Source organism: Leptospira soteropolitanensis (assembly GCF_026151655.1).
Lineage (GTDB): Bacteria > Spirochaetota > Leptospiria > Leptospirales > Leptospiraceae > Leptospira_A > Leptospira_A soteropolitanensis.
The window spans coordinates 197,357-222,360 of record NZ_JAMQPN010000002.1; the positions used below are offsets into that span (position 1 = coordinate 197,357).

The 25,004-nt window shown below is 36.9% G+C and carries 21 protein-coding genes; 13 read left to right on the forward strand and 8 right to left on the reverse strand.

Annotated features, from left to right (window positions below; all coding sequences use genetic code 11):
* Position 1: 1 nt before the first annotated feature.
* Positions 2-562, forward strand: coding sequence for a lipoprotein signal peptidase (locus ND811_RS05630; protein ID WP_265351136.1), 561 nt, complete (start codon positions 2-4; stop codon positions 560-562).
* 55 nt (positions 563-617) lie between these two features.
* Here the strand turns inward: ND811_RS05630 and ND811_RS05635 are convergent, their stop codons facing one another.
* Together ND811_RS05635 and ND811_RS05640 are read right to left on the reverse strand one after the other, a co-directional pair.
* Positions 618-1,328: a carbon-nitrogen hydrolase family protein gene (locus ND811_RS05635; RefSeq protein WP_265351137.1), complete on the reverse strand. Its 711-nt coding sequence runs from the start codon at positions 1,326-1,328 to the stop codon at positions 618-620.
* Positions 1,328-3,244, reverse strand: coding sequence for a hypothetical protein (locus ND811_RS05640; RefSeq protein WP_265351138.1), 1,917 nt, complete (start codon positions 3,242-3,244; stop codon positions 1,328-1,330). The genes ND811_RS05635 and ND811_RS05640 overlap by 1 nt, the downstream gene beginning before the upstream one ends.
* Positions 3,245-3,357: 113 nt before the next feature.
* On the opposite strand from ND811_RS05640, the gene ND811_RS05645 reads away from it, so the two are divergent.
* The 3 genes from ND811_RS05645 to ND811_RS05655 all read left to right on the forward strand — a co-directional run bounded on the left by ND811_RS05645 (position 3,358) and on the right by ND811_RS05655 (position 6,757).
* On the forward strand, positions 3,358-4,146 hold the full coding sequence (locus ND811_RS05645) for an AAA family ATPase (RefSeq protein WP_265351139.1): 789 nt from the start codon (positions 3,358-3,360) through the stop codon (positions 4,144-4,146).
* A gap of 112 nt (positions 4,147-4,258) precedes the next feature.
* Positions 4,259-5,350: a VWA domain-containing protein gene (locus tag ND811_RS05650; protein WP_265351140.1), complete on the forward strand. Its 1,092-nt coding sequence runs from the start codon at positions 4,259-4,261 to the stop codon at positions 5,348-5,350.
* A gap of 60 nt (positions 5,351-5,410) precedes the next feature.
* Complete coding sequence (locus tag ND811_RS05655) at positions 5,411-6,757, forward strand: PrsW family glutamic-type intramembrane protease (protein ID WP_265351141.1); 1,347 nt, start codon at positions 5,411-5,413, stop codon at positions 6,755-6,757.
* Positions 6,758-6,767: 10 nt separating this feature from the next.
* Here the strand turns inward: ND811_RS05655 and ND811_RS05660 are convergent, their stop codons facing one another.
* On the reverse strand, positions 6,768-7,832 hold the full coding sequence (locus ND811_RS05660; protein ID WP_265351142.1) for an LB_137 family protein: 1,065 nt from the start codon (positions 7,830-7,832) through the stop codon (positions 6,768-6,770).
* A gap of 63 nt (positions 7,833-7,895) precedes the next feature.
* Here ND811_RS05660 and ND811_RS05665 point away from each other — a divergent pair, with 63 nt between their 5' ends.
* Positions 7,896-9,413, forward strand: coding sequence for a PP2C family protein-serine/threonine phosphatase (locus tag ND811_RS05665; protein ID WP_265351143.1), 1,518 nt, complete (start codon positions 7,896-7,898; stop codon positions 9,411-9,413).
* Complete coding sequence (locus ND811_RS05670) at positions 9,410-10,954, forward strand: tetratricopeptide repeat protein (RefSeq protein ID WP_322113441.1); 1,545 nt, start codon at positions 9,410-9,412, stop codon at positions 10,952-10,954. Before ND811_RS05665 ends, ND811_RS05670 begins: the two co-directional genes overlap by 4 nt.
* Before the next feature lie 22 nt (positions 10,955-10,976).
* Here ND811_RS05670 and ND811_RS05675 read toward each other — a convergent pair whose 3' ends face one another.
* Together ND811_RS05675 and ND811_RS05680 are read right to left on the reverse strand one after the other, a co-directional pair.
* Positions 10,977-11,300, reverse strand: a complete 324-nt coding sequence (locus ND811_RS05675; protein WP_002974097.1) for an STAS domain-containing protein — start codon at positions 11,298-11,300, stop codon at positions 10,977-10,979.
* A gap of 108 nt (positions 11,301-11,408) precedes the next feature.
* Positions 11,409-11,588 (reverse strand): hypothetical protein, encoded by a 180-nt coding sequence (locus ND811_RS05680; RefSeq protein WP_265351145.1) that lies wholly within the window; start codon positions 11,586-11,588, stop codon positions 11,409-11,411.
* A 107-nt stretch (positions 11,589-11,695) separates the two neighbouring features.
* Between ND811_RS05680 and ND811_RS05685 the strand changes: the two genes are divergently transcribed.
* Together ND811_RS05685 and ND811_RS05690 are read left to right on the forward strand one after the other, a co-directional pair.
* Positions 11,696-13,807 carry an EAL domain-containing protein gene (locus tag ND811_RS05685; protein WP_265351146.1) on the forward strand — a complete coding sequence of 704 codons (2,112 nt, stop codon included), beginning with the start codon at positions 11,696-11,698 and terminating at the stop codon, positions 13,805-13,807.
* Positions 13,804-14,580, forward strand: coding sequence for a M48 family metallopeptidase (locus ND811_RS05690; protein ID WP_265351147.1), 777 nt, complete (start codon positions 13,804-13,806; stop codon positions 14,578-14,580). Before ND811_RS05685 ends, ND811_RS05690 begins: the two co-directional genes overlap by 4 nt.
* A gap of 8 nt (positions 14,581-14,588) precedes the next feature.
* Here the strand turns inward: ND811_RS05690 and ND811_RS05695 are convergent, their stop codons facing one another.
* Together ND811_RS05695 and ND811_RS05700 are read right to left on the reverse strand one after the other, a co-directional pair.
* A complete protein-coding gene (locus ND811_RS05695) occupies positions 14,589-15,134 on the reverse strand; it encodes an MORN repeat-containing protein (protein WP_265351148.1) in 546 nt (181 codons plus the stop codon).
* Positions 15,135-15,180: 46 nt separating this feature from the next.
* Complete coding sequence (locus tag ND811_RS05700; RefSeq protein WP_265351149.1) at positions 15,181-17,175, reverse strand: ATP-dependent helicase; 1,995 nt, start codon at positions 17,173-17,175, stop codon at positions 15,181-15,183.
* A gap of 79 nt (positions 17,176-17,254) precedes the next feature.
* On the opposite strand from ND811_RS05700, the gene ND811_RS05705 reads away from it, so the two are divergent.
* Positions 17,255-18,346, forward strand: a complete 1,092-nt coding sequence (locus ND811_RS05705; protein WP_265351150.1) for a response regulator — start codon at positions 17,255-17,257, stop codon at positions 18,344-18,346.
* Between the two features lie 6 nt (positions 18,347-18,352).
* Here ND811_RS05705 and ND811_RS05710 read toward each other — a convergent pair whose 3' ends face one another.
* Positions 18,353-18,703, reverse strand: a complete 351-nt coding sequence (locus ND811_RS05710; RefSeq protein ID WP_265351151.1) for a hypothetical protein — start codon at positions 18,701-18,703, stop codon at positions 18,353-18,355.
* A gap of 224 nt (positions 18,704-18,927) precedes the next feature.
* On the opposite strand from ND811_RS05710, the gene ND811_RS05715 reads away from it, so the two are divergent.
* From ND811_RS05715 to gatA, 4 genes are read left to right on the forward strand one after another with little or no spacing between them, the layout of a single operon-like run.
* The gene (locus ND811_RS05715) at positions 18,928-21,834 is read left to right on the forward strand and encodes an LPS-assembly protein LptD (protein ID WP_265351607.1); all 2,907 of its coding nucleotides are present in this window, start codon (positions 18,928-18,930) and stop codon (positions 21,832-21,834) included.
* An 11-nt stretch (positions 21,835-21,845) separates the two neighbouring features.
* Positions 21,846-23,246, forward strand: coding sequence for an undecaprenyl-phosphate glucose phosphotransferase (locus ND811_RS05720; RefSeq protein WP_265351152.1), 1,401 nt, complete (start codon positions 21,846-21,848; stop codon positions 23,244-23,246).
* Between the two features lie 9 nt (positions 23,247-23,255).
* Positions 23,256-23,540: an Asp-tRNA(Asn)/Glu-tRNA(Gln) amidotransferase subunit GatC gene (gene gatC, locus ND811_RS05725; protein WP_265351153.1), complete on the forward strand. Its 285-nt coding sequence runs from the start codon at positions 23,256-23,258 to the stop codon at positions 23,538-23,540.
* Positions 23,537-25,003 carry an Asp-tRNA(Asn)/Glu-tRNA(Gln) amidotransferase subunit GatA gene (gene gatA, locus ND811_RS05730; protein ID WP_265351154.1) on the forward strand — a complete coding sequence of 489 codons (1,467 nt, stop codon included), beginning with the start codon at positions 23,537-23,539 and terminating at the stop codon, positions 25,001-25,003. The genes gatC and gatA overlap by 4 nt, the downstream gene beginning before the upstream one ends.
* Position 25,004: the final 1 nt, after the last annotated feature.

Here is a 25,004-nt window from a genome sequence, read left to right on the forward strand (position 1 = left end):
TATGAATCTACCTAAAACCCCATTTTTTTCGGTCTTCAAACCTGGATACCTAGCCTTTGTTGCATTTGGACTTTTTTTAGATTTATCATCCAAATATATCATTATTACAAAAATGTTAGCACATGAAAGCATCCCCGTGTTAGGTGATTTTTTCCGATTGTCTTTAACTTTCAACACTGGCTTCGTATTTGGTTTATTTCAAGACAATGCATTGCCATCTTTGTTCGCCACTGGGTTTGCCATTGTGTTCTTAATTTTTTACCGGTGGCAAAATGCCGATTTGGGCCATGCTTGGGGATGGAATTTTGTGATGGCTGGTGCCTTTGGCAATTTTTTAGATAAATTTTTTGTAAAAATACCAGGTGTTGGATTTCGATTTGGATTCACTCCTGAAAAACCCGGAATTGAATACATTGGAGTGGTTGACTTTTTAGATTTTGAATGGCCTGATTTTTTACTCTTTGATCGTTGGCCTGCCTTCAATGTGGCAGACTCTTGTGTTTCCATAGGGATCGTAATTCTACTTTTAACTATGGACTGGAAAGAGTTAGACAAAAAATAAGTTTACTTCTTTAGGGATCAAATTCTGAAATTTGATCCCATTTCATTTTTCTTTTTTATAATAGATAACTTCTCATCACATTCACTGATAAAGTTTTTAATACATCTTTATCCTCTTCGATTTTTCCCACTTTCCAGTTAATTCCAGAAGGAGATGCATATAAACTTCTCGCCGGTTTTCCTTCAGACGGGCCACAAACACGAATTAAATGGATAGATTTTTCCTTTGCTAAAGAAGCAAAATAGGTAAGGTCTTCTTCGTAGGAACGTCTTTCATCTGTATGAGATAAATAAAATACAATCTCAATATCTTCTTTTTTAAATTCTTCCCAAATGGATTCATTCTCTAAGTCTTCACCTACAATAAGACCAAAACGAAGGCCACCCATAATAAAAATGGACTCCGTTTTTCCCGGATCCACCCCAGGTTCTTTTAAAGAAGAAGGAGATTTTTTTTCATAAAAATCAACTAACACTAACGACTGAAGAATGGGGAGGGCACAAACCAAATTTCCATCTTCATTTTTTCGATAATGACTACCGCCAAGAATGACTCCAGAAAACGATTCGGAAATTTCCAATAGATGATCTTGGTATTCCTTTTCGTGTTTAGTGGCATTTTCCGGTGAATCACTTTGAAAGAAGTGAGGATAACCTTCTGGGAAAATTAAAAAATGAGCCTTAGTTTGTTGGATTTTGGAAATTTCTTCAGGACTGATTCGTTTGTGTAAGTTTTTTTGAAAAATTGCGATTTTGATGACTGCCATTAAAAAGGATTCCCACTTGGTAATATGTCATCATCCAAAGGTTCGTCTGTATTGTCATTTTCTTCATTAGACAAATCTTCCGTCTTATCTTGGGATTCCAAATCACTCGTCAGTTTTGTTTGAGGAATTGCCTCTTCGTTTCCCTCTTTATCCAAATCGGCAATTTCCGTTTGTCCCGATTCGCTGTTTGCATTTCCTAAATCGACTCCAAAAGAAGATTTCATTTGGTCTGGGGTGAGTTCCACAAGTCCACCGAATAAATCTCCTGTGTCAAGGCGGTCATACAAAGCAAGTAGGTAACAATATGCTTCCATAATGCATTGTTTTACTGCTTTTTTATTGAGTCGTTTCCGCGACTCCATAGAATCAAGAGTTAAAACGTCATTCATATTGGCGACGATTTCCTTTTTGCTTTTCATATCCTTAATCAGAATGAGAAGTGAATCTCTTGACTTTAAACTAAATTCTTTAATCGCCATTCGCACTGTTCTAGATTGACCAGTTCGTTTTTGTTCAATTCCAGTTAACTTTTTCGAGGCTTCGATGTAGTTTGCGCCAGGGTTGGCTTTGTGTTTTTCTAACTCTTTAATCACATCGTTATAGATTCTAAATTGGTCTATAATGGTTCTTGTACCTTCATAGATATCCAACATCTTTTGACGATAATCAACCTTTACTCCATTGACAGAGCCTGGTTTGATATCTATTTTTTTTGTAGTCATTACAAATGAATATTCATCATCAAATTCATAAAAATAAAAAAGAGATAGTAGGGCTTTGTCAGAATCAGGAATATGTGCGTATTCATTTTTTGGATCAAATTTTTTGCGAAGTTTGGGAATGGAATACATTTGCATCAAACGCATTCCGTAGGCCTGTTCTTTCGATAAAGGAACTTCTTCTTCCTTTTTTTCAGCATCTTTGGATTCTTCTTCTTTTTTCTCATCCCTAGTTTCAACTGGTTTTCCACCCGGAACGTTTTCACCAGATTTTCGTTGTCCAGGTCTATCCTCTGGTAAAATACCAAGAAGGTTTTCCATATAACGTGAAATAAGTGGGATATTTTTATTTTCTGCTCGCAAAACAACTAAATACAATCGGTCAAAAAAACCATCAAAGAGAATATCAATCTCTTGTGTTACCTTTCGTTTTTTGTTTGCATAAATGAGGGAAGGTTTCCCCTCTAATTTTTGTAATTCATCATACGCTTGTACAAAAGACTTTTTCAATGTTTCTTGGTAAGGATAAAGAATATACATCCTTTTAAAAAGTGCATAAATTGGGTTTTTAACTCGTTCAATGGCAACAGGAGATTCTGGTGCAACCATAATGGGATCGGTAATATCTGTTAACTCAGGGCCATTATATAATTTTTGTCCCATCGCAAGTAATTCAACAAGAAGGGGATTGATTCTGTCCAAAGCTTTACTCAGTTGCGGTGAGTATTGTTGGTTGGCCAAAAGTTCGTTCCCACTGTATTGAAGTTCGATTAACGCTTGCTTGGCCCTTATGCTAAAATCATGCATAAATTTTGGAGTGAGGTCGCTCGAACCAAATGGAGTCACACGGGCAAGCCAACATTTGAGTTTGATTCCGAACCTGGCAGAGAAACTACTGATTTCTTTTTCAAATTGGGCTTTGGAGTCTGCCTGCGATCTAGAATTGGACGAATCGGATGATTTGTTTTGGCTTCCGCCTCGGTTTCCCGAACGGCTATCCTCTCCTCCACGTGAAACCGTGCTTGTGCGCACCTTTGGTTCTGGGCGATTTTTCTTTGTCTCGTCTTCTTTTGGAGGTTGTTTTTCTTTTATGATTTCCCCGCCGGCACTGACAAACTTATTGAACATGTCTTTTCTTGCAGACTCATCCAGTTTCCCAACGCCAATTGCCCTTTTTGTATTATCAAATTCGCCCATAGTTTTACTATCGTTCCAATTCCTCAATATGGGAATTCAATTTCTTACAAAAAGCAATTTTTAGTGGATTCCCCTGTTTTTCGGAAAAGATTGGAGTCCAAAAGGTAGGTATTATGGCTGAATATATCCTCTCAGAAGATCTGAAAGAAGCCGTCCAAGTGGCAGAAATTACAAAGAGACCACTCCTTCTCAAAGGTGAACCTGGGACAGGAAAAACACTCCTTGCCAGTTTCCTCTCGGAGACAAAGAACCTTCCTCTTTACCGGTGGCATATCAAATCCACGAGTCTTGCCAAGGAAGGTTTGTATTTTTATGATGCCGTCTCAAGACTGAACGATTCGCGGTTTCCGGAGGAGGAAGCCATGCTTCGAGTTAGGGACGTAAAAAATTACATTCGCTTAGGTGCTTTGGGAGAAGCTTTTTCGCAAGAAAATAAAGCAGTTGTTCTTATTGATGAAATAGATAAAGCGGACATTGAATTTCCCAATGACTTACTTCTAGAATTAGACAAAATGGAATTTTTTATCCCCGAAACAAAAGAACATATCATAGCGAAAGAAAGACCAATCGTCATCATTACTTCGAATAACGAAAAAGAACTTCCAGATGCTTTCCTACGAAGATGTATTTTCCATTACATTGAATTTCCGAAACGAGAAGCAATGAAAGAAATTATCAAGGCTCATTTTCCCTCCATCCAAACGGAGTTTATGGAAAAAGCATTAGCTATGTTTTATTCCATCCGAAAAATTGAGAGCCTACGTAAAAAACCTTCCACAAGCGAACTGCTTGATTGGATCCAAGTCCTACTGGTATCGGGAGAAAATTTAGAAACAAATAAAATTCCTTTTGCAGGAACCTTATTTAAGTCAGAAGAAGATTACCGAGTTTATTTGAACTAATATGTTTTTGGATTTTTTTTATAACCTAAGAGGAGAGTCGGTTCCCTGTTCCACAGGAGAACTGATTGCTTTTCTCGAAAGCCTAAGAAAACTCACAGACCCCTCGGGCTATATGAGTCTAGACCAGCTTTACCGAGTTGGTCGACTTAACTTTGCTAAAGACCTAAAATTTTACGATAGTTATGATCTTGCTTTTTCTAAAACCTTTGGAACGTGGAAGGAACAAAGAATTCAATTCCGCGACATACTTTTTGAATGGTTAGAAGAAAATATTCCTAAACATCTAAGTGACAGAGAAAAACTAAATGCACCTAACTTGAGTATGGAAGAAGTCATAGAGGAATTAAAAAAGAGGTTAGCAGAACAAAAAGAACGCCATGATGGTGGCAGCAAATGGATAGGTACATCAGGAACCTCACCATTCGGTAACTCCGGCTTCAATCCCAACGGAATCTCTATAGGTGGGAATACGGAAGGAGAGGGGAACCGTTCTGGTGTTAGTTTATGGAACGAAAGAAAGTACAAAGCATACCGCGAAGATGAAATTTTAGATACCAGATCCATTCAACTTGCACTAAAAGAACTTAGGTTTCTAAAAAAAGAAGGAAGAAGAGAACTCCATGTAGACAAAACCATTAATAGAACTTGTGAAAACGGCGGTGAGATCGAACTTATTGAAGAAAGAGAACGTAAAAATTCACTTCGCCTTGTACTCATCATGGATATAGGTGGGAGTATGACCCCTCATTCTGACAGAGTGAGCAAATTATTTAGTGCCAGTCGCGGTCTCTACCATTTCAAAGAAGTTCATAATTATTTTTTTCACAATATCTTTCATGAATATTTATACGCGAATCACGAGTTCCAAACCCGTATTTCACTCAAACAATTTGAGGAAAAGTTTCGCAAAAACACAAAACTAATTTTTGTCGGTGATGCCTATATGGCACCTTACGAATTAATGGGTACACCTTACAATCCTTATGCGTATCATAGCTCTAGTTCTGAAGAAAAACAAAGAAAGGCAAAAAGTGGACTGGAATCATTAAAAGAATTAGTCGGATATTTCCCTGAATCGGTTTGGCTCAATCCCGAACCCAAACGATTTTGGGGAGCTCCTACCATCGAGGCAATTGAAGACGTAGTTCCGATGTTTCCCTTAACGATTGAAGGTTTACGTAAGGCTGTAAAAAGGTTAGTTTAACCAAATTTCTCTAGCATTTCTCATTGATTTTAGAAGTATTTTTGCCGTTAATCATACCAAATGATCACACAAATTTCTATCCCCAGTCTGGTCATTTTACTCATAAATTTTCTTACTTTAGGATTTTATTATTCCTTCTATCGCTTTCATTTTTATCGATTTACAGAATCATTTTTACAATACACTGCGTTCGCATTTTCTATTTTTAGTGCAGGTATTGCGATAGGTTTACAAGCTTTACTTTTGAATTGGATTCCCATTTTCCCGCCTTTTTGGAATGCATTCATTCATTCTGCTTTGATTGAAGAGTTTGCCAAACTCCTTGGAATATTCCTTTTTTTTAGAAAAAATCAGGATGAATTTACTGTTACCGATGGAATTTTTTATGGATTGGTGTTAGGTGGAGGTTTTGGGTTAGTAGAAAATATTTTATACTATATCAATACGGGGCTTTGGTCTCAGGTCCTTCGTTCCATAACAGCATTGCCCATTCATATGATGAACGGCGGACTCATCGGTGCTTACCTAATGATGTTTTTATTTCACAAAAACCCCATTTTCAAATGGGGTAAGTTACTTTTTGGTTTTATTATTTGTGTTGGCATTCACGGACTATATAATCTATCCTTATTTCAAGAAATCGATTTACTTATCATACTTCCCATTTGTATACTTTCACTTTTTTTTCTATTGGAACTAACCATTGCAAAATCTCGGGTACTCGTTCCCGGCCATATCCTAAAACTTATGAACATGAGTATGGAAGAATACGAAATTCTAAGCCGTCACAACCGACATGAAGGTTGGATTCAAAATATCCAAAAACATATATCCACATCTGATATCAAACTATTACAATATCCTAATTTAAGACACTCAATCCTCACAGTTTTCTTTTTAGTTCCAGGAATTCTTTCAGTTTTCCTTCTGATAGATTCCCCTGATTGGATTTCACATAAGTTTCCGGATTTGGCCCTTCAGGATTATTTTGCTTTATTTGTATTATATCCGACCATCCTATCTTTGATGTTTTTCTTTGCGGGAATTATAAATCCTTATTTTTTTAGAGATCGAATGCTCGAAGTTCCACTTTTTAGTTCCGTTGATTTACATACGCCAAATACGGAAGAAAATTCTGCTATTTTTCATATCCAAGCCAATATGTTCTATCTACCGACTTCGCAAATGTTTCCAGAAAATACTAAGGCAAAATTCGATCTATGGATTGGATTACAATGTTTTGTTGGGCTATCTGGAACAATACTTTGGTGTAAAGAAAATGAAGAAGGGAATTGTGGGGCGATGTGCCAATTGGACAAAATTCCTTATTCCTTTCTACTAAAATGGCATTTTTTAAGATTTAAACAAAACTTTAAAAATTTATTTTTAAGAAAATCTATTGTTTGATTTATATAATTTAAAAACGAGACTCAAAGCTAAAACCATAAAACATACTATCGTTTGGTTTTTGAAAAGGTTGCCAAATCCCACTGAATCGAGTTAAGTTTGGTCTCATATCTACATAGGGTTTTAAATATACTCCACTATTACTTTCTTTTTTCGTTTCGATACTTCCTAAATAAAAACTATCAATCAAACTATAAGAAATGATGGCTGTGAAAACTGCGGAATAAATGAGAAACCTTTGCCTATGAAAATCATAATGATCAGTACTTAACGTATTTGCAAAAATAAAAACCCTGCCATCACCAGAAGGAATATATTCAATATCTTTATTAATTGCATTCACCGATGCATTGTATTCATATAACATCCCGAGTCCCGACAATAAAGCACCACCAAAAACAAAGGCTGCTTTGCCGTATTTTTTTTCAGCTATGGGTGAATAACCAGGAATCACTTTAGGAGTTTCTTCTTTTATCACCTTAACAATCACTGATTTATTTTGGATCTCCAAGGATTTAAAATCTAAAGGATCAAAGGTGACTATAGTTTTAGATTCGCTTTCAATGGTGATTTTTCCGCGTTCCAAGGATTTGAAAACTCCAAGAATCTCTTTGTCTCCAAAAACCCATTTTCCTCGTACACCAGAATCAATGTAGCGTTCCATAGGAAGTCCAGAGTCTGAGTTTACCTGTAGAGTCGAAATTTTTTTTAGTGGAATTGTTTCTAATTCCAAAGGACTGCTTTTTTTAGAAAAACTAGCAGATGTTTTTGTTAATTTGGTGAGAATTAAATCGCAGTCTTCTACTCCGAATGTTTTATAATCTGCACAAGCCGGTAGACCATCGTATCCAACATCGATACCCAAAACATCTGTGTTTAAGAATTTGTAACGTTTTCCCTGGTCTTGCCATTCCACATGACTCACCGTTACATTAACTACCTTTCCATTCAGTACTTCTCCTGATTTCAGCCGAATTCGATCCGCAGAAAGGGAGGTGATACAGGCCACCGCAAAACAGACGAGAGAGGTGACTCGAAAAAGGGATGGGAAGGATATGTGGGTGCCTAAAACCAATGGAAATTCTCAATTTTGTGATAGATTTCTATCACTTGATTATCGACAATACAAGTAATTGCCGTGAACAAAAGCAAAATCAAAACGACGAATTCTCTCCGCTTTAAGATTGGACTCTTTTATTCCCTTCTTGCCTTACTCAATATCATCTTTTTTACGGTGATGATTTTTGAAAATCAATCCGATTTGCTTCTCAAAAACTTTCAATTCCAGTCAGAAAACCTCGCAAATACGATTCTAACTGATATCCAAACGATTGGATTGTCCAGAGAACGAGATGAAAACTTTGAGGTCTTTCGAAAAACACTCAAATTATATGAGATCAATGCTTTTACTATTTTCGATTCTAATGGCAAAACTGTGTTATCCGAACCAGAATCGGGACCCGATGTAAAAGTCATTACAGAATCAGTTCTAAAAAAAACAAAAGAAGTCTCTGCTGATAAAGAAGGAAATTTATTCAAAGCAAGATATAGTTTGGATTTAAATGAATCCGATTTTACGGTCGATTTTTTATTACCAATACAACTTTCGAATAACGAAGAAGTTTTTTTATATACCCACTTTAATATCTCATCCATCCAAGACCGATTGAAGCAACTTTATATCCAAGTTGGATATGCAGTTCTTTGGGGGATTGTCTTCCATATCATTTTTGCCGTTCTTGTTTATCGGGCCATATTCAAACGGGTCGGTTCTTTGGAGATTGCTTCGAAAGACATGGCTCTTGGAAATTTAGAATCCAGAGTGAATTGGGACTTTAAAAGTAATGATGAGTTAGATAGTTTAGGAAAGTCATTTAACTTAATGGCAGAAGAGATCCAAAACAAGGTAACAACCATTACTCGACTTAATGAAGAAATCAATCAAGAACTACAAATTGGAAAAGAAGTACAAGAGTTATTTTTGCCTTCTGTGAAAAAGTATAAAAAATTCAACATTGGTAAGTTATATAGACCTATGCGGGAAGTTTCAGGAGATTTATACCAATATTTCCAATTCCCTGAAAAAAATTACTATGGATTCTTTTTGGCAGATGCATCTGGTCACGGAGTTTCGGCGGCCCTAGTAACGGTTGTTATGGCAATGTCATTACAAGCCATTATGAAAGAAAATCATTCTGCAATCCAAGCAATCAACCAACTTGGAGAGGTCATTGCCAATCGTCTCCAAGCATCCTTTTTTGCTACTGGAGTTTTTGTAGTTTTTGAGGAGCCTGGTGTTGTTAAATTTGTCAATGCAGGACACAACGCACCTTTCATTGTTCGTCCATCTACAAAAGAAATTACCTATGTAGATAGTTCTGGTCCACCTTTGGGTATGGGGGATGATATCCAGTATTCTTTAGATTCTTTTCCAGTCCTTCCTGGTGATAAAATTGTACTTTATACAGATGGTGTGGTAGAAACTCCCATCAAAGAAGGTGGACTTTTTGGATTAGAACGATTTACCGAAGTAGTTCTAAATAATGTTCACCTCTCCAATGCCGAAATTGTAGAAAAAGCGATGGCATTACTCGAAGAAAAACATGAGGAATACAAGGATGATGTAACTATGATTGTCCTTGATGTACCGGAATGAAAAAGATTTTCTTTTTTTCACTTTTCTTTATTCTGTTTTTCTTTTTCGCTTTGGCCTCTGAGTCTATAGTGAGCGTAAAGTTACAGGAACTACGATTTGGAATCCTTCGTGATCAATTGATGAATTACGAACTTTCCTCTCAAACTTTAAGAGAAAGATTGAAACAAATGTTCCTCTCCAAAGACGACTATATGTCTGAGGTAAAAGTCAACATTTTGGAATCTGGAATTATGAACTCCGAGACCGAAGGGTTAGATTTAAAGATGAGTTGGAAGGACCGTTTTGGCCTCTACGTTATTAATTCAGTTCGTTTTTTAAATTTTAAACCAGCTTTAGAGTTAGAAGAACAACAGAAGACAATCATACGATTGCAATTTGCATTCTATATGGAAAGAACTAGAAAGTATCCAATAGCCTCTAAAAAGTATCAGGAATTAGAGGAGTCTGTCACATCTTCTTTATCGGATGAGATGGCATTCACACTTCTTCATCATGGTTATTGTTTGGTGATGATGGGTGAAAGAGAAAAAGCATTTCTTAAACTTTCTAAAGCTATTGATTTATTTCCAGGAACTCACTATGCGGAAAATGCAAGCCTTCTAGTCAGTTTTTTAGAAGAAGGGGAGAAGAAAAAAGGAGATCTAAAAAACAAAAAAAAGTCTCCTGATGAATTAGCATATTCGTTATTCCAAAGTGGAGATTACGAAGAAACTTTAAAAACCTTAGAATCCCTTCCTGTTTTAACCAAAGACCAATCCTATATCAAAGCAAGATCAATGGAAGAGTTAGGTAAAACATCAAATGCTGTTAAAGAATACATCCAACTTGTTAAGCAGAAAGAAAACAAAGAAGTAGCAATTCGTGCCAACCGCAGATTACTACTCATTGGAAATTTTTACCAAGAAAACAAATCTCTTGTGGCATTTTCTAAAGAAGAAGCTACAAAACTCGGCGATTCTAAAGCCGCCGAAAACATTGAAGTAGGAAAAAGTTTAGTCCTAAAACCTGTGATCATAGAAAAGGTGCTAAAAGCGGAAACGGCATCCAACCTTTCTGCGGAGGAAACAAAAGAAATCAACCAAATCAAAGAAGATATCCGAGTATCGCTAGAAGATTCCAAAGAAGAGACAACCAAGTTAGCTGCTGTTGTATCGGAAGAAAAGATACCTCTGGTTCCTGAAACGGGAGAGATTGAGGTAAAAACAGCGGAACTTCCCCAGGTTACAAAAAAGCAGACACAACAAGTTCCACTCAAATTGAAAGTAAAGCTACGAGATGGAAGAGAGGTCATTTGCGAGGAAGTGAAGATTGAAGGGAACCTGGCAATTTTACAACTAGGGACCTTTGGCCTGAACCTTCCTTACGATTTGGTGGTTTCTGTCCAAGTTTCCAGTGATAGAGGAGTTGTAAAGATTGTCACTGACTCCGGAACGAGAGCCGAATCTCCCCGTTGGATTCAAAATACTTCTGGAGACTGGACAAGTCCCAAATCTACTGAATCCCCAATCCTTCGGACTGAGGTGAAGTCATTTCGGCTTTAAAATAGATTAGAAATTTGGGATTTTAAGGAAGTTCCGATTCTCCACCTAAGATAGTGAAGAATTTATCCAAACTAGATAACTTCAAAATGACCATAACATCTTGGCTGACATTAAGAAGGAAAAACTGACCCTCTTCTGACTTGAGTTTCTTTTGAAGATTGGCAAGCAAAGCAATTCCGGAAGAATCCAATAGTTTGATATTCACCATATCAATTGCTACTGATTCTGCCCCGTCATCTATGATTTTATGGAGTTCTTTTTTAAGTGCGGGTGCAGAATAAATATCGAGGGAACCCTCAAGAGTAACAACTGTATGATTTTTAACTTGTTTTGTTGTGAAATTCATTGAACTTCCTACTGGCACGTATACTATCTGTTTACTTGCCAAATTTGTAAAGAATTTTTGTGGAAACTTGTTGCATGGACTTTAAAACCCTTTTGACTAGAAAAAACCCTAGGTTTGTAGCCTTTTTAAAACCAAAGTGATTGCTTGGTTAAAACCATCGTAACCACCCTTGTCATAATCATTCAGTCCTTTATAATCCAAATCACTCATGTCCAAGAGTAATTTCCTCAGTTCATGCTCTAAATAATCTTTTCTGATATAAGTAGTTTCAAAAGTTTTCGGATGCACTTTGCATATCGGACGAAAATTACTTGATTTTTCGAATCATTTTTAGGTTGAGATTTTAAGAAAATTACGAATCATAAATGTAGAGATAGCCGAGTTCGGCAAATAAAATGGGCAGTCCAATCAGCGTTTTAATACTCGAAAACGATTCTAACAGTGTCTTTGATTTAGTAAGAGAAATGAAGGCCAATGGTCTAAGTCCTCTTTACCGTGTGGTTGAATCCTATACATCTTGGGAAACAACGGTCCATGAAGAAGATTGGGATGCTATTATTTGTAGCACAAGAGAACCTTTTCATTCGGAAATTCCCATTTACCTCCAATACCTAAATGATAAAAAAATTGACATCCCTGTTATTTTACTCAGCGACCCTGAAGATTTTACAAAAAACTTAAGTTATATGAAGTCGGGTGTTAACGATCTCATTGATCGTAAGAACTTACTTCGCCTAGCGGAAGTTTTAGAAAGAGAAAGAAGGGAGTTGGTATACAGAAAAGAAAAAAACACTACAGAAACTTTTTTATACCAATCCTTAAAGGAAATCCAACTCCAAAAATTTGCATTAGACCAAGCCAATATTGTTTCTATCACTGATGCAAACGGGATCATCACTTATGTCAATGAAGCATTTACAAAGGCAACTGGATATACAACCGCTGAACTGATAGGACAAAATCATAGAATTCTAAAATCGGCAGACAAAACAAAAGAAGAATGGGCTAAAATTTGGGAAACAATCCAAAAAGGAAACGTTTGGCGTGGCGAAATTAGAAATATAAAAAAAGACGGCGGCGACTATTGGGCGGATACTACGATCGTTCCTTTTACTAGGCAAGACGGCTCTATCTTTCAATATATCGCAATCCATCATGATATTACGGACAGGAAACTCGCAGAACAACAATTAACCCACGATGCTTTTTATGATAATCTAACAGGACTTCCCAACAGAGCTTTATTTCTTGCACGCATTGAACAAAAAATTTTCGCTTACAATGCGAAAAATACTGGTTATCCGATTTTATTTTGTATTAATATTGATAATTTCAAACGAATCAATCATTCATTAGGGAATGAGGCGGGAGACCAAATTTTAGTCATCTTTTCGGAAAGACTAAAACAATTTTCTGATAGTGATGCTATCATCACGAGACTCGGTGCCGATAATTTTTCGATTTTGCTAACTCATCTTTTGGCTATTGATGAAGGAATTAGTTATGCAATGCGACTTCTTGAGAGGTTAGGAGATCCCATTCCACTGGGTGGTTACGAAATATACCTAACTGCTTCCTGCGGAATCTCAGCCTTTGGACTTGGTGGTAAAGATGCTGATGTACTTTTACGAAATGCAGAGATTGCCATGTTCCATGCAAAATCGCAAAAAGTGGGAACGGTATCCGTTTTCAACCAAGCCATGCAGGAAAAAATCCATTTCCAATTAGAAATTCAAAATGATTTAAAGAAAGCCTTAACCCATAATGAAATTTTTGTTTTTTACCAACCTGTTTTAGATTTAAAAGAAAATCGAATAGGGCATTGGGAGGCTTTGGTTCGTTGGCGACATCCGCAAAGGGGAATGGTTTCTCCCGCTGAATTTATCCCACTCGCGGAGGATTCAGGTTTAATTGTCCCTATCACAAGATTCGTATTAGAACAGGCAGCTAATTTAATAGAGGAAGTTCAAATCAAACAAGGTTTTCCCATCTCCATTGCCGTCAATTTAAGTCCTCAAGTGTTTTTTGATCAGAATATTTTCCATTGGATCGTGGATCTGCACAATCGCAGAGGAATTCCATACACCTCTTTACAAGTTGAAATTACTGAAAGTTTAGCGATGAAAAATCTATCGGAGACCGTTCCAATTCTTTCCAATCTGATTGATATTGGAGTTAAAGTTGCTTTGGACGATTTTGGAACAGGATTTTCTTCGCTTTCCTATCTAGAAAAATTACCTTTATCAATTGTCAAAATAGATAAGTCCTTTCTTAGTAACGTGGAAGAAGGATCTAAGGAAAGTTTTTTATTAATTTCTATTATCAATATGGCGCATGACCTTGGTTATTCGGTTGTTGCTGAAGGTGTAGAGGAGTTGGAACAATTAGAACTTCTCAGGTCATACGAATGCGATAAAATTCAAGGTTATTGGTTATCCAAACCCATTGGAAGTGAAGATGTAATCCCATTTATCAAACAATTTTATGCCAAACAGGAAGCAAAATGATTCGAAAATTAGTATTTTTTTTAGCACTTACTTTCCTAAATCAATGTAGCACTTCACCCACGGGAAGAAAACAAATCATCCTTGTAAATGATGCAGAAATGAACGAAATGGGGATTGTTGCTTTTTCAGAAATGAAAACAAAAACTCCGATCGATTCTGCTACCACTTCCAACCAATATGTTAACTGCATCGTATCTGCTGAGTTAGCAGTCACAACAGATACCACGGGGGTAGATTCCTGGGAAGTGGTTGTGTTTAGAGACAACACACCTAATGCTTTTGCTCTGCCTGGAGGGAAAATTGGTGTTTATACAGGTATGTTTTTCGTAGCAAAAAACAAAGACCAACTAGCAGCCGTCATCGGACATGAAATTGGACATGTGATAGCACGTCATGGAAATGAAAGAGTTTCGCAAAACCAATTAGCCGGTGGATCGGTAAAAATTTTGGAAAGCCTAGGAAAACCCACTGTGGCAGGAGCTCTTGGACTAGGCGCTAAGTTTGGCGTTTTATTACCATTTTCCAGAGAACACGAATCAGAAGCTGATTTGATTGGATTAGAAATTATGGCAAAATCGGGATTCGATCCAAGACAAAGTGTGGAACTTTGGAAAAATATGAGTGCTCTTGGTGGAAGTAAAACCAATGAACTTCTTTCTACTCATCCCTCTGACGCCACTAGAATGAAAAACTTAAACGCAGCTATGCCAAATGCACTTGTTTTATGGGAAAAGGCGAAGGCAGAAGGGAAACGTCCCAACTGCCAATTGTAAGGTGAAGCTTATTCGCAGAGAAGTTTTCTTCCTGCGATTTTACAATTTCTTGCCTTACCGTCATCGGTCAGAACTCCGATACCTTCTTGACCATCCGATGTGAAATCACCAGAAACAGATTTACCATCTTTAAAACTATACGTCCCTTTTCCGTTGATTTGTCCGTTTTGAAACTCTCCCACATACTTGTCCCCATTTTTGAAACTGTATTCACCGGGACCTTGTTTTTTATCTTCTAAGTAGGTACCACTGAATTTTTCTCCGTCTGAATAGAGAAAACTACCGGCACCATCCCTAAGGTCATTTTTAAAAGACCCAGTGTAAATATCGCCATTATCGTATACATATTTTCCAATGCCGTTAACGCAGTTTCCTTCGATACATCCGAATTTTTTTCCACCTTTTTCGGGATCTTCCAGATTCAGTGCTCGTGAATTCGTTTTCGAATCTTGGTTCGCAGTGTCAGAGACATCTTTCGTATCTTGCGAAGCACAAGAGAAAAACATCGGCAAAAGAACCACTCCACAAACAAAACTGCAAAAAGAAAATTTCATAATTCCCCCAAAGATAAACCCATTCTAGAAGGTAATTTTTTATAAATCAATTCAAAAAGTATCTTTGTATATCCTGGAACCGGTCGTTTTCTATCTTTGACTTTTTTTCCTCCTTCGGTTTCTCTGTGAATTCTGGGGCTATCTCTTCCACCAAATCTCGAAGGTTGGATAAATCAGAAAGAAAGCGACTGATGGTAGTTAATCGGTTTTTATCAGAAAAAACTGGCGATGATAAGTATAGTCCTTGTTTAGCGCGAGTGATGGCTACATAAAACAATCGTCTTTCTTCTTCTAGTTCCTGGATTGTTTTCACTCTCGCACTCGGTAAACTACCTTCTACCACTTGCATAATAAAAACATATTTCCATTCTAATCCTTTGGAGGAGTGAATTGTTGATAAAGTTAAATACTCATCTTCTTTTGTTTCGATAGGGCTTGTGTCTTTTTTTTCAGTGGGATCAAGTGTTAGGTTGGCTAAATAATCGGAAAGATTAGGAGTCGATTTTGTTAGAATTCTCAAAGACTCTAAATCCTGTTTCCTTTTTTCAAAGTCATCATACTCCGTTTCTAAAATTGGAAAGTAGTGGGATAAAACTTTTTCCACGATATCCATACTATTTCCTGAGAGATTGGACAGTGGTTGAACCAAACGAATTAGATTCTGGAAGGAGGCTTTTGCACCTTCAGAAATGCCCAAATAAAAGGAAGAAGAGGATTCGATGCCTTGCCAGGAAAAATCAAAATTTTCCAGATTTTTATATAGAATTTGAGAATATTTTTTTCCGATATTTTTTTCCAAAAGTAAAACCCGATTCCAGGAGAGAATGTCTTTTGGATTATCAATGATCCGAAGGTAGGCAAGTAAATCTCTAACATGTGCCAAATCTAAAAATCGTTTTCCTCCAAACTTACGAAAAGGAATTTGTTTCGCACTTAATTTTACTTCCAAAAGATTGGAAACATAACTTGCCCTAAATAAAACAGCCATCTCAGAAAGTGGAACATTATCTTCATATAGTTTCAAAATCTTATCTGTGATCCATTCTGCTTCTTCTTCAGCCGATTCAAATTTTATATGTTTGGGTTTTTCAAAAGAAATCTGGTTATGCGAGATTAAATGTTTTTTATAATTCTCTTTGCTTTGATCAAGGATAGCATTGGCCAAATCCAAAATGGATTGATGACTTCGGTAATTTTCTGTTAAATGAATTGTTTTTGTGTTAGGAAATATCTTTGGAAAATCCAACATATTATGAATGTTGGCTCCACGAAATCCGTAAATGCATTGGGCATCATCTCCTACCACTATGATGTTCTGGTGTTTACTTGCCAACAAACATGCGATATGTGCCTGGATACGATTTGTATCTTGGTATTCGTCAACTAATATGTATTTATACTGAGTTCCGACACGTTCGCGGATCGACTCCTCTTCCATTAAAATCTTTCGTGTGAAATCTAATAAGTCATCAAAATCTAAAGAATTGTGTTTTAGTTTGAGTTCACCAAATTTTGTTTTAATTTCCTGAATTTCCTTCGTTAGACCAAGAAACATAGGGTAATCTCTTTGAAGTACCTTTTCTAATGATATTTGTAAGTTAAATCTAGTGGAAAAAATTTCCGTAAGTGTCTCTTTTTTAGGAAACCGGACTTTCGATTGTTTGGATACTACCTGGTCTCTAGCCATCCCAACAAGGCTTGTGGCATCATCTTCATCTAAAATGGTAAAATTAGGATTGAGGGAAACAGCTAGGGAATACTTCCGAAGGAATTGGTGGCAAAAAGAATGAAAGGTTCCGCCCCTGACTGCCATCATCCTTGTGTCTAGTTTTTTTGAAGCACGGTTCAACATTTCCTTGGCGGCCCGCCTCGTGAAAGTTAAAAGGAGTAGTGAACTAGGCTCAAAACCGTTCTGAACGAGAGTCGCCAATTTATTGACAAGTGTGTTTGTTTTCCCTGTACCTGCACCTGCCACGACTAGGATCGGGCCATCGGGGGATAAAATCACAGACTTTTGCGCGTTGTTTAAATCCTCATCCACAATACAGAGATTTGTTGTACGGATTCTGTTGACAAACTCTTATTATTGTATTTGATAGATGAATCCGGTTTAAAAATATATGACAACAGTTGTGGGTACAGATAAAGGAACAGATGTTAAAAGAATCCTTGTAGTTGAGGATGAAAGGATCATAGCCATAAATATTTGTTCCACATTGAAACAATATGGATATAATGCCATTTATGTTTCGGATGCCAATGAAGCCATCGAACATATTGAAAACGAACACTTTGATTTAGTTTTAATGGATATTATGATCAATGGTCCTATGGATGGGATCGAAATTGCTGCAATCATAAAAAAAACTAAAGAAATCCCTGTCATTTACCTGACTGCCTATTCGGACGAGGCGACCATCAACCGTGCAAAAGCAACGGAGCCTTTTGGTTATTTAATTAAACCATTTAACAGCCGTGATTTGTATATATCTGTAGAAATGGCTATTTATAAATCACAAGTACAAAAACACATTCGGAATGTGGAGAGTCGCCTTGCGGAAAATCAAAAATGGGAAACAATTGCACTGGTTGCTTCCGGAATTTCCCATGAAATCAATAACCCACTCACATCAATTATCAATTTGGCAGATTTAATTTCATTGGAAGCTAAAAAATTGGGAAATCCTTCCTTGGGAGAAAAAGCAAGTAAGATTGCAGAAGAATCGGAAAGAATCGCAAAAATTATCAAAAACCTAGTTTCCTATTCCCAATCCACTTCCTCACAGTGGAATTACTCCAATTTAGGGACCATTTTAAACGATACTCGTTCTTTCCTTCACCAATATTTTTTGAAAGAAGGAATCCAATGCGAAATCGAGTTGGGTGATGTTCCCTTGGCTTATTGCCAACCACAAAAAATTAAACAAGTCCTACTCAATCTCATGCAAGATGCGAGAGTCCGAGTCAATACAAGAGAAGATACAATTGGTAGAAAAATTACCATCACTTTGAAACAAATAGAGGAAGATGGATCGAGTCATATTCTCGTCCAAATTAAAGACAACGGGGAAGAGGATTTAATGAAGGGAATTTCTCAAATGAACTCATTAGAAGTAACAAAAAGTATTGTTATAGAACATAAGGGCAAAATGTACAGGGATGAAGAATCCTCTTCCTGGTTTTTTACCCTTCCTATCATTAAACCACTCTAACGATTGTTAACGCTTCCCGGATACTAATGTTTTTGAAACATGAGGAGTTTCTTCTAATATTTTGAAGAATAATTCGATTCGGCTAGAATGTAACATCCAATTGTCTTCTAAAAACAAACCCGCCAAAAAAAAATTAAAATCTTTATAATATAAAAAAGACAATTGCGGATTTTTGGTGAAATCTAAAAGAACTGCTAGAGCTAACCTGTTTGCACTCTCATCTGGTCCGAAACCTTCTGTGGGAATTTGGATTGCTGGTTCTGGGACTACGAAACTATGTTCCGTGTTTCCCTCTCTCACTTTGAGATTGTACCGCAAAGTACCAGGAATACGCTCTCCAGAGTAGGTTTTTGCCATTGAAAACTCCCGGATGCCCAAGGATTGAGCCATTTGATTATGTCCATTACACGAATCCTTATGCAACCTCTTTTTCCGGTAAAATACAAGATCCCCCAGGGAAATTCTGCCTGGTTTTCCATTGATTTTTTCGACAGGTGTAAAACTGTCGTTCTATACTTTCGAAGCCCACTGTGCAAAAATCCATTCGTTTTCTTATATTATTTTATGGTTTTCTCTTCGGAATGGAAATTCTGGCGCAGGACATCAATAGCCTAAAACTTATATTTCCAGACCAGTCTGGTGCCCCCAAAAACTCCCAAGAAGAAGAAAGAAAACAAACTACAGCTCAAGTACAACGTGGACTCGTCAGAAAATCTGTGGATTCCATGACGGACAGGGAAGTAGAAGACAATCTCAGAAACTTAGGACTGAATCCATCAGGAACCATTTATACCAAAAGAGAAAGACTGAGAGAAGCCCTTGTGCCAGAAGAAGAACAGGCGTTAACTCCAGAAGCTCTTCTCAGTACACAAACCAAAAAAGGTCCGCCGATTCAGATTCAAAACGCAGCAGAAGGACAACTTTTAAACATCGATAAAACAAAAGGTGGAGTTCTTGTACTTCGCGGAAAAGTCCGATTAAAAATTCGTTCGGGAGAATTAGTCGCGGACTCAGTTTCCATCGATGCTAGTCGCCAAGAGATCTATGCAGAAGGCGGAGTTGAATACAAAGACGGAACCGCAAAAGTAAACGGCGACCGAATGATTTATGACTTAAAAATCAACCAAGGTGTTGTTTATAATTCTAAATTAAGTATGTTCCCATCCTATTTCATTGGGCAAAAGATCAAACGTTTGGATGAAAAACGTTACCTCTTGGAGATGGGATACTTTACTGCTTGTAATGCGGAACTTCCCCACGAATCATTTCAAGCAAAAAAGATTATTATTCATGATGATAAATCCGTTGTTGCTTACCGAGTTTCATATAAGGTAGGTGGAACAACCATGTTCTGGCTTCCTGTGTTATACAATTCCGAATCAGGAAACGGAGTTACAACACAAGTTGGTAAAAACAATACACAAGGTTGGTTTTGGCAAAACTCTTACCAATGGTCGGATTCCTATCCAAATAGCATTTTCCTTGCAAATGGATATAAGTTTCGTTTTGACATGTATGAAAAAACGGGACAAGCCGCACAGTTAGAGATGTGGAAAGTATCTCCCATCCTAAATTACAATATCAATCTAGGTTATGCAAATTATAAGAATAATACGATCACACCAGTATATGAGGACAGGTTTCGTAATGGTGGACTTGGAAACGTTGCTGTCACAAATAACGTAGATCGAGGGGAAATGTTTCCAAATACTGGATTACCTTACCGTAATACAGGCGTTAACTACGATCCTTGGTGGAAAACAGACTTACGATTAAACGCAAAATTTAACGACTTTTCTCGCGATTATACGAGAAACGTTCAAGTTCAATATGAAAACTATAGTAATCGCCAATTTGATTACGAATTTGGAAACCGCTACCAACCATCAAACTCCCTTCAGTCTCTGTATTCCTATAGAGATGTTCGTTTTGGTTTAATTAGAAACTTATTAAACTGGAACTTAAACTACACGGAAAACCGTGGAGATTTGAGTGTTGGAATTGCGATGAGTAGAACTCTCGTTTACCAAATCCAAGCCAATCAATACTTTGCTGCACAAGACACGTTACCTGCCGTCACGATCAGAAATTCCAGTAACATTGGTTTGGTGCCAGGAACCAGTAGTCCGATATATTGGGATTTGTTTTTTCAAACTAATATAAATCGAATTTATGGACCTCCGCAACAAAGGACCAATCCAACCACTGGTGTAGTGGATCCGAGAAGCCAATACCAAGATTTTGTATTAAGATCGCAAACGAACGTAATTGGTGAAACCGGGTTTCGATCTCCCATTACTATGGGTGCTTATATGTCATTTACACCGTCGGTTTATATGGGTGCTACCAAACAAACTGTGGAATTTCCGGGATCGGGTAATGATTTGAATAGCCCAGATCGCGACGTAAACAAAGCCTACGCTACACTATTAAAACAACAATCCTACCAATATGTAAGGCAGTCGCATACGGTTCGAATGGGTATTCCTGAAATTTTCTTATCCACTACCTACCGACGTTTGGATGCAGATAAAGCGGAAGCAAAAGATCCTATTCTTGGAAATTTACGCCAACACGAGGCGGAAGTTTCCCTGGAAAGTTATGCACTCAATGATTGGGATGTCTCTGTAAGAACGATAAGAGATTTAAGACAATTTTCAAGTTCATATAATCCTGGTCTTACCAATATGCAAAGATGGTATTATACCGTAGTTAGAGTAGGCGGATTTTTTGATTTTGTAGATGGATTTACAACACGTAGACCAAGCCTTTTAGAAAGAAAAAGAAATTTTTACTCTGGTATATTTATTAATAATGATTACGTCCACCACACTCCTCAAAATAGATCATTATCAAACAACCTCACTCTTTCTTATAAAATGGGTGGATTCTCTTGGCCAATCATTCGCGCTTTTAGAAGTTTAGAAATTGGATCTACGTGGTATCACGTTTATAAAGACAGTTATTTAGATAGTTATAGATTTTTCTTTAAAACTGATGTAAAGGTAACAAGATATTCAGGAATCGAACTAGAACTTGATTCACGTGTCACTGAACCTTGGCGACTGACAGCGCTTGCTCAAGGTCAATTCTATGCAATGAATACTAGTCCTGAATTGTATACCTCTCAAACTGGAACCAATTACGACCAAACAACGATTTGGGAAGATTTGGCGTCGGGCACAGGTGCGAAAGGCCAAAATGAAAGGCAAAAAACAGTATTTAATATCAATCGGTTTATGATGACCTTAAAACTTGATCTACACAACTGGGAATATCGTTTGGGTTATAGTATGAATTTACGAGCTCTTCCTGGGGGGCTAACCATGAACAACCAATTGACTTTCTACGATCAGTCCGTGTACTTTTCTGTTAACTTAACTAATTTTAGTTTTGGAGATTCCGCATCTGCTCAGGCAACAAGAGTCAGATTGTATAGGTTTAGAAAACGTCCACTTGATGGAACGTCAACAGACTTAACCGATTAAGAGAGTTAAAAATGCTAAAAGAAAGAAGCCAATCCTTCAAACTCCTATTCCTTGTAACAGACTTCTTCATTGCTCTTACAAGTTTTGTTTGCGCCTATGTCATTCGTTATTATCTTTCGCCGGATTCTGCTTTTCAAATTCAAACAATTGATCCCATCAATTATATAATTCTTGGAATCGTACTTGGGTTTTCTCAAGTTTTATCATTTTTATCTATCGATTTATATCATCCAAGAAGAGGATTATCTTTTTCCGATGAACTATTCGCAATTATTACCGGTGTCATATTAAACCTCCTTGTGGTATTATCTCTTTTGTTTTTCTTTCGAGGAGAAAGTTTTTCAAGATTGGTTATCGGTTACTTTGCAATATGCACAGTGATTCTAACATCATTTTCACATTATATTTTAAGATCCTTTATGCAATACTTACGCAGCAGAGGATTCAATTTAAAATCTGTTCTAATTATTGGAACAGGTAAATCCGCTATTAACTTCTCGGAAACAATCCAAAAACATTCTATCTATGGTTATACGGTAAAAGGTTTTGCAGCAGGAAAAAAGAATCTTTCTCCAAAAAAACTAAAAACAGTAACAAATACCGGAAACTTAGAATCTTATGTAAAAGATAACAACTTAGATTTAATTGTTTATGCCTTATCGCATGAAGAAGGTGATTCTCTTAAAGAAGTCATTGACATTGCTGATTTTTACGGCATCGACCTAAAAGTCATTCCGAGTTATGAAGAAATAGTGACAGCGAAAGGAAGAGTGGAAGTTTTGGATGGAATTCCCATCATATCCATTCGGAATATTCCTTTACGACTCGGATATAATCTGGTCTTAAAAAGAATTTTTGATATTTTATTCTCTTTATTTTTCATTATTTTATTTAGCCCATTTTATCTAATCATTGCTTTACTTGTGAAGTTAACAAGTAAAGGGCCAATTTTCTACAAACAAGAAAGGGTGGGGCTCGATAACAAAGTTTTTGGAATGCTAAAATTTAGATCCATGATCGTGCAAACCAAAGAAAAATCCGATACACTTTGGACAGTTAAGGATGATCCTCGTGTCACTGTCGTTGGCTCCGTTTTACGAAAACTATCATTAGATGAAACGCCTCAATTTTTCAATGTTTTGTTAGGAGATATGTCCGTTGTCGGACCAAGGCCAGAACGACCATTTTATGTAGAAAAATTTAGAAATGAACACCAACAATATATGAGACGCCACGCAGCAAAAGCAGGAATCACTGGTTGGGCACAAATTCAGGGTTTTCGTGGAGATACATCCATTGAAAAACGTATTGAAGCAGATATATTTTATATTGAGAACTGGTCTTTACTTCTCGATATAAAAATCATTTTATTAACACCGCTTAAGGCAATTATTGATAGGAATGCATACTGAGGAAATATTATGGATGAAAAAGAATTAAAAAACATTGCCAACTTGGCAAAACTTAACATTGATGATGCGGAAGTTTCTTCTATGTTAAATGACTTTTCTCGGATTGTACAATATGTAGATGAAATCAAAAATCTAGACACTTCGGCAGTCGGTGATGATGAAATCTATGAACAAATTTTTTATGAACTACGAAAGGATTTTGCTGAAAACAATCTAAAACGGGACGATTTATCAAAAATTGCACCATCTTATGAAAATGGATACATTGTAGTTCCAAAGGTAATTGAAACATGAAAGATTTAATTTTTTTAACATATTCCGAAATTAAAACAAAACTTAATGATGGATCTTTAAAATCGAGAGACTTAGTTACCGCTTATATCAATCGTATTGAAGCTACTGACAAGGTAGTAAAAGCCTTCCTTGAATTAAATAAAGAAAATATCTTAAAACAAGCGGAAGAAAGTGACAATAGAAGAAAATCGGGAAAGTTACTTTCTGAATTTGATGGAATTCCCATCGGAATCAAAGATAATATATGTATTACAGGTGAGATCACCTCTTGTTCTTCTAAAATTCTGGAAAACTTTCGTTCTCCCTATGATGCCACAGTCATTCAAAGACTCAAAGAAAAGGGTTTCGTTTTATTCCCGCGTTTGAATATGGATGAATTCGCAATGGGATCTTCAACTGAAAATAGTGCCTTTCAAACGACAAAAAATCCATTTGATACCAATCGAATTCCAGGAGGTTCTAGCGGTGGTTCGGCGGCAGCTGTGGCAGCTTCTATGTTACCAGTTTCTCTCGGTTCGGATACTGGTGGCTCCATCAGACAACCAGCCGCCCTTTGTGGTATTTGGGGTTTAAAACCTACCTATGGAAGAGTTTCTAGATATGGACTTATCGCATATGCATCTAGTCTTGACCAAATTGGTCCCTTTTCGAATGACTTACAAGGAATCTCCGACCTTATGGAGATCCTCTCAGGTCTAGACCATAAAGACCAAACTACTGCCAAAGTAACTTCATTTGAAGCAAACTCTGTTTCCTCCATTGATTGGAAAGGCAAACGAATTGGCGTGATGAAGTCAGAAGAATTCAACTTCTCACCAGATGTAAACAAACGTTATACGGATATCTTAAAAGACTTAGAATCAAAAGGGGCAACATTAGTTCCACTTGATTTTTCATTGTTAAAGTATGCCATTCCCGTTTATTATTTGATCGCAACAGCAGAATGTTCTTCAAATTTAAGCCGATTTGATGGGATTCGTTATGGATTACGAAAAGAAGGTGCTGGGAAACTAGAAGATTTATACTCTGAATCTAGAACCGAAGGATTTGGTGCTGAAGTCAAACGCCGTATATTACTTGGAACATTCTCACTCAGTTCTGGTTATTACGATGCTTATTATGGTAAAGCTCAAAAAGCAAGGGTTCTTATCCGTAAACAATATGCAGAGTTTTTTAAATCGGTAGATATTATTTTTCAACCTACATCTCCGACAACTGCATTCAAAGTAGGAGAAAAAACAAAAGATCCAATTCAAATGTATCAGGCGGATATTTTGACTACATCTGTGAACTTAGCAGGGGTTCCTGCGATCAGTTGTCCTGCGGGCCTTGATTCAAATGGTCTTCCTATTGGTTTACAGATTACATCAGAACATTTTGATGAAACAAAACTCTTAAGTTTCGCAAAATCAGTTTCGGAACTAGAATTGTGTAAGTTGGCACTTCCCCAAGAGATCGCCTAAC

Excerpts from the sequence above, each read along its gene's own strand:
- ND811_RS05650 (WP_265351140.1), top strand. The coding sequence starts at position 4,259 with ATGAGTCTAGACCAGCTTTACCGAGTTGGTCGACTTAACTTTGCTAAA.
- ND811_RS05640 (WP_265351138.1), bottom strand. The coding sequence starts at position 3,244 with ATGGGCGAATTTGATAATACAAAAAGGGCAATTGGCGTTGGGAAACTG.
- gatC (WP_265351153.1), top strand. The coding sequence starts at position 23,256 with ATGGATGAAAAAGAATTAAAAAACATTGCCAACTTGGCAAAACTTAAC.
- ND811_RS05695 (WP_265351148.1), bottom strand. The coding sequence starts at position 15,134 with ATGAAATTTTCTTTTTGCAGTTTTGTTTGTGGAGTGGTTCTTTTGCCG.
- ND811_RS05670 (WP_322113441.1), top strand. The coding sequence starts at position 9,410 with ATGAAAAAGATTTTCTTTTTTTCACTTTTCTTTATTCTGTTTTTCTTT.
- ND811_RS05705 (WP_265351150.1), top strand. The coding sequence starts at position 17,255 with ATGACAACAGTTGTGGGTACAGATAAAGGAACAGATGTTAAAAGAATC.
- gatA (WP_265351154.1), top strand. The coding sequence starts at position 23,537 with ATGAAAGATTTAATTTTTTTAACATATTCCGAAATTAAAACAAAACTT.
- ND811_RS05720 (WP_265351152.1), top strand. The coding sequence starts at position 21,846 with ATGCTAAAAGAAAGAAGCCAATCCTTCAAACTCCTATTCCTTGTAACA.
- ND811_RS05710 (WP_265351151.1), bottom strand. The coding sequence starts at position 18,703 with ATGGCAAAAACCTACTCTGGAGAGCGTATTCCTGGTACTTTGCGGTAC.
- ND811_RS05715 (WP_265351607.1), top strand. The coding sequence starts at position 18,928 with ATGGAAATTCTGGCGCAGGACATCAATAGCCTAAAACTTATATTTCCA.
- ND811_RS05690 (WP_265351147.1), top strand. The coding sequence starts at position 13,804 with ATGATTCGAAAATTAGTATTTTTTTTAGCACTTACTTTCCTAAATCAA.
- ND811_RS05675 (WP_002974097.1), bottom strand. The coding sequence starts at position 11,300 with ATGAATTTCACAACAAAACAAGTTAAAAATCATACAGTTGTTACTCTT.
- ND811_RS05685 (WP_265351146.1), top strand. The coding sequence starts at position 11,696 with ATGGGCAGTCCAATCAGCGTTTTAATACTCGAAAACGATTCTAACAGT.
- ND811_RS05655 (WP_265351141.1), top strand. The coding sequence starts at position 5,411 with ATGATCACACAAATTTCTATCCCCAGTCTGGTCATTTTACTCATAAAT.
- ND811_RS05635 (WP_265351137.1), bottom strand. The coding sequence starts at position 1,328 with ATGGCAGTCATCAAAATCGCAATTTTTCAAAAAAACTTACACAAACGA.
- ND811_RS05645 (WP_265351139.1), top strand. The coding sequence starts at position 3,358 with ATGGCTGAATATATCCTCTCAGAAGATCTGAAAGAAGCCGTCCAAGTG.
- ND811_RS05630 (WP_265351136.1), top strand. The coding sequence starts at position 2 with ATGAATCTACCTAAAACCCCATTTTTTTCGGTCTTCAAACCTGGATAC.